The 9,336-nt window shown below is 40.5% G+C and carries 9 protein-coding genes; 4 read left to right on the top strand and 5 right to left on the bottom strand.

Annotation, left to right across the window (positions count from 1 at the left end; all coding sequences use genetic code 11):
* The 4 genes from AC1DG9_RS17700 to AC1DG9_RS17685 all read right to left on the bottom strand — a co-directional run.
* The coding region (locus AC1DG9_RS17700) for an efflux RND transporter permease subunit (RefSeq protein WP_477634976.1) at nt 1-2,896 on the bottom strand (2,896 nt) is incomplete at its 3' end.
* A gap of 17 nt (nt 2,897-2,913) precedes the next feature.
* On the bottom strand, nt 2,914-4,146 hold the full coding sequence (locus AC1DG9_RS17695) for an efflux RND transporter periplasmic adaptor subunit (protein WP_477634975.1): 1,233 nt from the start codon (nt 4,144-4,146) through the stop codon (nt 2,914-2,916).
* A 2-nt stretch (nt 4,147-4,148) separates the two neighbouring features.
* Nucleotides 4,149-4,676 carry a DUF420 domain-containing protein gene (locus AC1DG9_RS17690; RefSeq protein ID WP_477634974.1) on the bottom strand — a complete coding sequence of 176 codons (528 nt, stop codon included), beginning with the start codon at nt 4,674-4,676 and terminating at the stop codon, nt 4,149-4,151.
* A gap of 210 nt (nt 4,677-4,886) precedes the next feature.
* A complete protein-coding gene (locus AC1DG9_RS17685; protein WP_172663376.1) occupies nt 4,887-5,474 on the bottom strand; it encodes a TetR/AcrR family transcriptional regulator in 588 nt (195 codons plus the stop codon).
* Between the two features lie 375 nt (nt 5,475-5,849).
* On the opposite strand from AC1DG9_RS17685, the gene AC1DG9_RS17680 reads away from it, so the two are divergent.
* The 4 genes from AC1DG9_RS17680 (at nt 5,850) to AC1DG9_RS17665 (ending at nt 8,271) form a co-directional block, all read left to right on the top strand.
* Nucleotides 5,850-6,197 carry a rhodanese-like domain-containing protein gene (locus AC1DG9_RS17680; RefSeq protein WP_337714914.1) on the top strand — a complete coding sequence of 116 codons (348 nt, stop codon included), beginning with the start codon at nt 5,850-5,852 and terminating at the stop codon, nt 6,195-6,197.
* An 88-nt stretch (nt 6,198-6,285) separates the two neighbouring features.
* Nucleotides 6,286-6,747 (top strand): hypothetical protein, encoded by a 462-nt coding sequence (locus tag AC1DG9_RS17675; protein ID WP_172663378.1) that lies wholly within the window; start codon nt 6,286-6,288, stop codon nt 6,745-6,747.
* Nucleotides 6,699-7,148 carry a DUF3817 domain-containing protein gene (locus AC1DG9_RS17670; protein WP_477634973.1) on the top strand — a complete coding sequence of 150 codons (450 nt, stop codon included), beginning with the start codon at nt 6,699-6,701 and terminating at the stop codon, nt 7,146-7,148. Before AC1DG9_RS17675 ends, AC1DG9_RS17670 begins: the two co-directional genes overlap by 49 nt.
* Before the next feature lie 61 nt (nt 7,149-7,209).
* Nucleotides 7,210-8,271 carry a cytochrome-c peroxidase gene (locus tag AC1DG9_RS17665; RefSeq protein WP_337714916.1) on the top strand — a complete coding sequence of 354 codons (1,062 nt, stop codon included), beginning with the start codon at nt 7,210-7,212 and terminating at the stop codon, nt 8,269-8,271.
* Nucleotides 8,272-8,637: 366 nt separating this feature from the next.
* Here AC1DG9_RS17665 and AC1DG9_RS17660 read toward each other — a convergent pair whose 3' ends face one another.
* Entirely contained in the window at nt 8,638-9,093 is a 456-nt protein-coding gene (locus AC1DG9_RS17660; RefSeq protein WP_288879995.1) for a hypothetical protein, read from the bottom strand.
* Nucleotides 9,094-9,336: the final 243 nt, after the last annotated feature.

The following is a 9,336-nucleotide window of genomic DNA, read 5'->3' as shown; positions in this document are numbered from 1 at the left end:
GTGCAGATTCCACCAGTGTGTAACCAGCATGTCTGCGCTGCGCTGCAAATTCCACGATTAGAATAGCATTTTTTGACAACAGTCCGATTAACATAATAAGAGCTACCTGGACGTAGATATTATTATCAATGCCCGTTATACCAATTGCGATGAAAACTCCGATAATACCAGTAGGCACGGAAAATACTACTGCCAAAGGAAGAATATAACTGTTATATTGGGCACACAATAAGAAGTACACGAATAGTAATGAGAGGATAAAAATGATCACCGATTGGCCGCCAGAAGAGATTTCTTCTCTCGTCATTCCGGAAAACTCATAGGAATAACCTGAGGACAGCATGTTTGCGGCTACTTCTCGAACTGCTTGAATTGCATTTCCAGTACTATAACCAGGTTTTGGCACGGCATTCACGCCTATTGAATTGAAAAGGTTATAACGGGTAATCGCTTCGGGTCCGTATACCCTCTTCAACCTTACGATTGTATTAACAGGTACCATGTCACCTGTTTTATTCTTTACATAAATTTCATTCATGGAGGCTGGATCTGCACGTTCTTCCTTATCTGCCTGTACCATGACCCGGTAATATTTACCGAATCGATTAAAGTCTGAAACCTGGGCACTACCGAAATAGGACTGCATCGTGCTTAACACATCTTTTTCATCAACCCCGAGTTGCTCGATCTTTTCATGGTCAAGGACCATCTCATATTGGGGATAGTCTGCACGAAATGTGGTGAACGCAACAGCGATTTCTTTGCGTTTCATTAATTCGGTAATAAAGCGGTTCGCAACTCCACCAAATTTATCCAACTTACCGCCTGCCTTATCCTCCAGAACTAAATCAAGTGCATCAACATTGCTGAACCCCGGCACCGTCGGAAAAGAAAACACGAAAATTTGTGCACCTTTAATAGTGGCAAGGCGCTTTTGCAATTCAGCAATATTTGCACCGACATCGTTAATTTCACCACGTTCGCCATCTTTTTTCATTCTGAAAAAGGCAACGCCAGAGGATGGACTTGTTGAATTTGTTAGTACATTAAAACCTGCGACTTCGTTGAAGGCAAATTTTGCTTTCATATCTCTCACTTTATTAGCCGCTTCATCAAGAATTGCCTGTGTTCTGTTCATAGAAGAACCTGGCGGAAGATTCACCGATATAGCGATAAACCCTAAATCTTCCGACGGAATAAAACCTGTAGGTGTTCTGCGAATAAGCCATCCAGTAATTAGAACTATAAGTACGAGTCCTCCAAGACTAACCCACCTAAACTTGATCATTTTTTTTACCGCTCCCACATATTTACCAGTTACATTTTCAAATCCTTTATTGAAAGCAAAGAAGAATCTCTGTTTGAAGCTTGTTGGTTTTTCGTGGTGATCATGATTCACATCTTTCAATAATAAGGCACATAATGCTGGGCTCAGGGTTAGTGCATTCAATGCAGATATGACAATAGCAATTCCAAGAGTAAACGCGAACTGCCGGTAAAATACACCTGCTGAGCCTTTCATAAAGCCAACCGGGAGAAATACAGCCGCCATTACCAAGGTAATTGAAATGATCGCACCTGTGATTTCATGCATGGCGGCCATGGTGGCTTTCTTTGGAGTAATGTTCCGATGCTCTAACTTGGAGTGCACTGCTTCGACAACCACGATGGCATCATCCACGACAATGCCGATGGCTAATACAAGGGCAAATAAGGTCAGAAGATTGATGGAGAATCCAAAGACAGACATAAAGAAGAAGGTGCCAATAAGAGCCACAGGGACAGCTATTGCGGGGATTAGTGTTGACCGGAAGTCCTGCAGGAATATATATACTACGATAAAAACGAGGATGAATGCCTCAATCAGAGTATGCTTGACCTGATCGATGGATTGATCCAGCATATCCTTTGTATTGTAAAGTATTTGCTGTTTAATTCCCGGTGGGAAATCCTTCTCCGCTTTTTTTAGAAATTCAGCAACCTTGGTCTGTATTTCCCTTGAATTGGAGCCAGGCAATTGTATAACCTGGAACAGAATACTTTGTTTGTCGTTTACTGTGTTTAGCGAATTGTAAGTATAGCTACCCAATTCAACCTTAGCGACGTCCTTGAGTTTTAACATACTCCCATCAGGATTTGATCTTATGATCATATTCCCATATTCCTCTGGTTTGGTATACTTTCCTGAATATTTAAGGACGTATTCAAAAGAGCGGTCGCTTGACTCTCCGAATCTTCCAGGAGCGGCTTCCTGGTTTTTGCTTTTGACAGCTGCCATCACCTCGGTTGGGGTGATATTGTAAGTGGCCATTTGTGCTGGCTTAAGCCAAATTCGCATGGAGTAATCCCTGTTGCCACCGTACAGTGTTACCTGCCCAACTCCTTGTATACGTTTAAGCTCAGGAATAACGTTGATTTGCGCATAGTTAGTAAGATAAGTTGCATCATACAACTTAGGCTTTTCACTCATTAGGTTAATTGCCATAATGAGTGAATTCTGTACTTTTTGAGTAGTGATACCAGCCTGAACCACTTCCAGTGGTAAAAGTCCGGTTGCTGATGACACGCGGTTTTGTACATTTACAGCCGCCTGGTCAGGATCAGTACCTAACTTAAAATAAACTGAAATGGTTAAGGTTCCATCGTTACTCGAAGTGGAACTCATATAGGTCATGTTTTCGACCCCATTAATTGCTTCCTCCAATGGTGGCGCTACAGCGCGTACCATTGTTTCCGCATTTGCGCCGGGATAATTGGCTGATACCTGTACAACAGGTGGGGCTATATCAGGGAATTGTTGTATGGGTAGATCCATAAGGCCTACCGCACCGAGAATTACCAGCATAATGGAAACCACCGTGGCGATAACCGGCTTATCGATAAAAACTTTTAACATGATTTAATAATTAGGGCTTAATTGCTAGCCAGGTTTTCGTTAGATTTTTCAGGTTTAACAGACATGCCATCTTTGAGGGATTCCAGTCCTTTTAATATTAGACGGTCACCTGTCTTTAGACCATCGGAGATATAATAGGTATTTCCAATTGAACCGGAAATGGTTAAAGCTACTTGTCGGACCTTATTGCTTTGATCAACTATATATGCAAAAATTTTGTCCTGCATTTCGAATGTTGTTGCCTGAGGTATTGCAACTACGCCAGCTTGTTTAAGCCCTAGTTTAATCCGGCCTGAATTCCCAGATCGAAGCAAACCTTGTTTGTTGGGAAAGGTTGCCCGCAGAGTGATTGCCCCAGTAGATTTATCGAATGCGGCATCCACCATATCTAATTTGCCGGGTTGTGGATAAGTAATACCACCGGAAAGCACCATGGTTACTGCTGAAGTATTTTTTAACTTTTCTCCGATAGAGGTGCCCTTCAAACCATCTTTAAAGGCAACAAAGTCAGCTTCACCAACAGAGAAATAACCATGTACTTCCGTGTTATCAGATAGATAAGATAATGGTTGCGTATCTGATGGGGCAACCAGGCTGCCGGTTTTCTTACCAAAGCGACCAATATAACCGCTTACCGGAGCTTTGATTGTTGCAAAACCCAGAGTGATTTTCGCATTTCCAGCTTTTGCCAGCGCTTGGATTTCACGAGCGGCCGCCGCATCGTAAGCCGCCTGTGAAGTTTGTAGTTGATATGGAGAAACCACTTTATTTTGCACGAGCGCCGTAAGTTTTTTTACTTCGATTTTTGCCGTTGCCACGTCTGCCTTGGCAGCCAATAATTCGCCCTGGGCATTGTTATATTCTTCCTGGTATGGGCGGGTGTCAATCTGGAAAAGCGGTGTTCCTTTTTCGACATAAGCACCTTCTTCTACAAATATTTTTTCCAAGATTCCTTTGACTTGCGAGCGAATCTCCACATCGGTCTGCCCTTCAAGTTTTGCCGGGTATTCTGTATAAACCACCGCATCGGTCTGGTTTACTATTGTCACAGGAACTTYAGGTACAGTCGTGTTCTGTGCCTGTTGGTTCCCCAGTGTACAGGAAGAAAATATGATAGCTGGAATTATCATTCCATGTAACAGATTTTTTTTCATAAAGAATTGATTTGATAAATTAGAAATGTGTGATAAAATGAATGGTGAGCCAAATTTCACCGATATTTTTTGCGGGATCATGGGTATTGCTATCATGTTTAATGGTGGTAATAAGGCGAAATAAGTAAGTAGACAAGAACACCMGTAAAACTGACATACAACCAGATTGGCATCGTCCATTTGGCAATTTTACGATGCCGGTTAATCTGATTGTTTAATCCGAATGCCATTGTAAATAGCGCAAGAGATACGATCAGCGCAGCCAGAAAAACGTGGGTRAGCAAAACAAAAAAATAAATTCCCCTCAGTATCCCGTCGCCGCCATATTTAGTAGAAGGCGTGGAAAAATGATAAAGCAGATACGAAAACAGAAACAAGGWTGTAAATGAAAACGCAAGGAATACAAATGTTCGGTGCAGGGGTATCTTTTTATGACGTATCGCAAATAGCGCAATCATCAAAGAAAAAAAGGTCAGGCCATTTAATATAGCGTTGAGCAGTGGAAGCTTTGAAAAATCGTATCCCTTCAATGAAGAAATCTTGGGTAAGAAAAAGGCCAGCGCGATTAGACCATTGATAGCAAGGGTTAGCACCCATATAAGAGATTTATAATTTCTTTGTTGCATTAGTTTAAGAATAGGGTTGTGATGGTTGGTCGTGTTAGCATCAGAGAATGGCAAATCATCCAGAACATGAATGCATCGAAGAAAAGCTGTAACAAAAATTGATTGGGGCAGGCAAAACATACCATTTGGTATGTTTTTGAGTATGCAAATTGTTTGATCATAATTGGTATCATTTATAACATACTATTTGGTATGTTTTTACTCAAAAAATTATTCCAAAGTATCTAGGTATCTTCGAAACTCATTCAGAAATGAAGTATAGTAGGTTTTACCCAATAATTTACCCATATTTCTCACGCCATGGTAAAGGGTTATTACATTCAATGCAATCTGCTTGGCATCATGTGCCATGCCCAGCTGACCTGCCTGTTGACCTCTTATGATCTCCGCTTCGATAGCTCGTTTCCATTTGTTTAACGACTTTATCAAAGCCGTCCGAAATGCTTCAGACAAAGGCGCCATCTCCTGAATAAGGTTCACCGCGGGACAACCATGCTCGACCGTCATAAAGGGATGTTCAAAAAGCAATCCATTGATCATTTCGTAAATATTGTCCCTGAAATCAGAGCCAGCTGAAAGAGACTTTTCTATATGTGGCCAAATCTCATCTTGCATCGCTTCACTGATCAGCGCTACGCCCATTTCCTCTTTGTTTCGGAAATGGTAATAAAAAGCGCCCTTGGTAACCTTTGTTGTAGCTAGGATATCGTCGATACTTGTCGACTGATAACCCTGCTTGTAAATTAACTCAAGCCCTCTTCTGAGAATATCTGATCTTGTCACTTCTGCTTTTGACATAAACATACTGATTAGTATGTCGCAAAGATAGATACCTTTTATTGAGATTCTCTGTTTTTTTCTGTCATCAATAAGTAAAAGTAGGGAGCGACAAAATTGCCTCCAATTGTGTTAAAACAAAAGAATCAAAAACAAATAGGCATATGACTCACCTCTGTCTAGGGATAAATGTTTTGACGGTGAAATGACTTAGTGATATATTATAAGTGGGATATGTTTTAATATGTTTGTAAAACATACTAAATGGTATCTTTTTTTTAACTCAACGCGAATAAGGTTTTTTTGACGGTAATAGAGAACTATGGAAAAGAATAAATTTGGCTTAGAACATACCATCCAGTATGTCTTATTTAGTGACTTTAAAAATAATGTAATATGAAATATTTTGTATTCCTCATCATGCTTTTAACCGTATTTGGCATCTATAAAATTTTCAGTTCATCAAAAACTGATAACAGGATGGATAATCTGTTTTCCCAAAATCCAGTAATCCCGGATGTCCGAAGTGTTTCGGAATTTGAAACAGGGCATATCAATGGCACTATAAATATACCATTGAATAGCATCGAAACTATTTCATTAGCTGGATTCGATCAGCGCAGGCCGGTTATTACCTGTTGTTCTCATGGGGTAAGAAGCATTCTGACGGTACAGGTGTTGAAATCAAGGGGTTTAAAAATGTATACGATGGCGGAGCATTGCAGGATTTGGCCGGCCGTATGAAAGCCCAAAATCGCCAAACATCAAAATAGCTGATGCATTAATTGCCTTTCATTTAGTTAATAATTTCAAATAATAACCTAACCATTATATGTATTATACCCTCCTTGTTTTTCATTCAGTTAGTCGATGGTTTGTATTAGGCAGTTTGATATACGCCATAATCACTGCATATCGCGGATTATCCCGGAAGCAGGCTTTCACCCCAAAAGCCAATGCTATCCGACATTGGACAGCGACTATCGCGCACATACAGTTATTAATCGGAATGGCGATTTATGTGCAAAGTCCTGCCGTGCTTTACCAAACATTTGGTAGTCCTGATAAGGTAGTGAATGAACAGATCTTCTTCAAGTACTTTCATATTTCCACGATGATATTAGCTATCCTCATCATTACCATTGGATCTGCAAAAACCAAACGTTTGAAAGAAGACAGCGCAAAATATCAAACTATGCTGCGCTGGTTCACGGCTGCGCTGGTGATTATATTCATTGCCATTCCATGGCCATTCTCACCGTTGGCGGGGAGACCTTATTTGCGCACATTCTGAACGATAATTATATTTTTTCAAATCTTAAAATTTTCACTATGCACTTCATCGATCAAATTTTCAAAACACAGGTGGGCCGCTTACGACTAATCAGTTATCTTGAAGGTATTTCTTTACTACTACTGGTTGGTGTGGCGATGCCGCTCAAATACTGGGCGGATGAACCGCTCATGGTTAAAACTATGGGACCCGTACACGGCGTCCTTTTTCTTTGGTTCATTTTTACCACCATTAGTGTGGGCGTCGAACAGCACTGGAAGTTCAAACATACCACTTGGAAAGTCCTGATTGCATGCATTATTCCATTCGGTACATTTTATATCGACCGGTACATTCTCAAGTCTGCTGCCGAGACCGAACTGAAACGTCAGCAATCACCTGAATCAGAAACAACAGTATGAAAATAATTACAAGCCACAATGAAATGCTATTTACATACTCTTATAATGGATTCTCCGCTGAATGAAAGCAAAAACAAAGATTTTCGGTATTATAGCCTTTATTAATCTCGTTCTTTTTCTGGTAGCGTATAATATCCGGCCAATCAAAGTTAATTACGATGCAAAAGAAGTTCAGCTTAAATTTACTGTTCCCCCAAATTTCCCGCAACCTGGGAGCCAGTATGATCAGCACTTTGTAACTCCGGCAGGATTTAAACTTGGCAGGATTCTTTTTTATGACCGTGCGTTGTCGATAGACAATTCCATTTCTTGCGCGAGCTGTCATCAGTCATTTTCCGCTTTTTCAGATCAAAATAAACATGTAAGCCAAGGCTTTAAGCAATGCTCTGGAACAAGAAATACGCCTGCACTTTTCAATCTGGCCTGGCAAAAGGAGTTTATGTGGGATGGCCGCGTCAAACTGTTCCAATTGTCATCGCATAACGCAATTATAAATCCTTGCGAAATCGCAAACAGCATGGCAGGCGCCGTAGAAAAACTGAGGGCGAATGGTCATTACACTGATCTTTTCCGGAATGCGTATGGTTCTGTAGATATCGATTCGGCAAGACTGCTGAATGCACTTACTCAATTCATGTCTATGCTCGTTTCGGCTAATTCACGTTATGATAAGTATAGGAGATACGAACAAGGAGGTGTTTTCACAACTGATGAGAAAAATGGTTATATTCTGTTTAGGCAAAAATGCAGTGCCTGTCATAAAGAGCCCTTATTTACAGATCTGAGTTATCGTAACACTGGGTTGGACCTGGTATCAATTGACCGTGGAAGAGACAGTTCGACACACCTGGCAACAGATGTTGGGAAATTCCGTGTACCCTCCTTAAGAAATATAGAAGTTACTGCACCTTACATGCACGATGGTAGGTTTGCTACACTGGAAGATGTTCTAACACATTATGCAAATGGCGTAAAGCGCAATACTCACTTAGATGAACAGTTACGACATAACGGCACTTTAGGTCTTGCATTATCCAGTAGTGATCAACATAAAATTATCGCTTTTTTAAAAACGCTAACCGATAAGGAGTTTCTAACAGATGTAAGATTTCAAATACCATGATTAATTAAAGTTGCTTAATATATATTTCCGGATAAACAAATAACAATTCTTCGCACAGGAACGCAAGAACGGATTAAAGAACCGGTAAGATGGAGATTAGACAGACTGCTGGAGATTATTGATGAAAGGAAACAGCTTTAAGTCCCCTGTCATTCCATCCATCCTGCATCACGCAATCTGTCCACTATTGCCTCAGTATCGTCGAGACCGTATCGCTCCTTAGTCACACTTTTCTCAGTTGGCTATCTCCAATGCACTCCCCATTTACCCATAATACAGATAAAAGCCATTAACATAAATATGAATACCATTCAAGCTGCCCTGACTAATCATAGCCACCCTACCCTCATCACCATAAGCGCAGCTTTAAACTTTATCCCCTTCATCCCTCAAGACCGAATATTGAGTAACAGGATGTGTCGTTTTAATCCTCTGGAATAACATGCCAGAATCGTTACGATGATAATCAGCTATTCCCCAGGCTAAATATTGCGTTATCATCTCCTGAAACACACCCGTATGCTGGTAGCAGTGCCATTCCTCAACATAAAACACATAGGTGAACAGTTGATGCCCTTTATAGCCCCTGATAGATAAGTAAGTATTGATATCTCCTGCATCACAGTAATCCACCCGGTCATAAAAAGTCAAAAGATGCTTTATTATCGCATTACGCAGCGAACGATATTCGGCAACATTAATCACATACTTTTCTTCCGGATTTACACTGGTATTAATTACAAGATTGCCATCCCCAGGCAATTCATTAACAGGTACTGAGGGCTTGAAATAGTACTTTTCATCTAATATCGGTGTTTCCATACGTAAAAATCGAACCACAAAATTACTAATATTTTTAGCAAAAACATAAAATAAACAGAAGAAATATATCCGGCTCTTCCCCAATTTTGGTGGTTAAATCGATTTTCCTATTTCCTTCCTCCGAGATAGATCTTTATTAAGTTCGAAAAGCATCTTTTAATGCCTGATGCGAGTTGACGTTTTATTCCACCACCAAAATTGGGGAAGAGCCACTTTTAGCGAAATGTACACTTAGCTCTTCCG

Source organism: Pedobacter sp. 05L430, from assembly GCF_056397585.1.
The sequence above is the reverse complement of the archived record's forward strand: the minus strand, read 5'-3'. Positions and strand labels throughout refer to the sequence as shown.

Coding starts and splice junctions, on each gene's coding strand:
- AC1DG9_RS17680 (WP_337714914.1), top strand. CDS start 5,850: ATGAAATATTTTGTATTCCTCATCATGCTTTTAACCGTATTTGGCATC.
- AC1DG9_RS17665 (WP_337714916.1), top strand. CDS start 7,210: ATGAAAGCAAAAACAAAGATTTTCGGTATTATAGCCTTTATTAATCTC.
- AC1DG9_RS17675 (WP_172663378.1), top strand. CDS start 6,286: ATGTATTATACCCTCCTTGTTTTTCATTCAGTTAGTCGATGGTTTGTA.
- AC1DG9_RS17670 (WP_477634973.1), top strand. CDS start 6,699: ATGGCCATTCTCACCGTTGGCGGGGAGACCTTATTTGCGCACATTCTG.
- AC1DG9_RS17660 (WP_288879995.1), bottom strand. CDS start 9,093: ATGGAAACACCGATATTAGATGAAAAGTACTATTTCAAGCCCTCAGTA.
- AC1DG9_RS17685 (WP_172663376.1), bottom strand. CDS start 5,474: ATGTCAAAAGCAGAAGTGACAAGATCAGATATTCTCAGAAGAGGGCTT.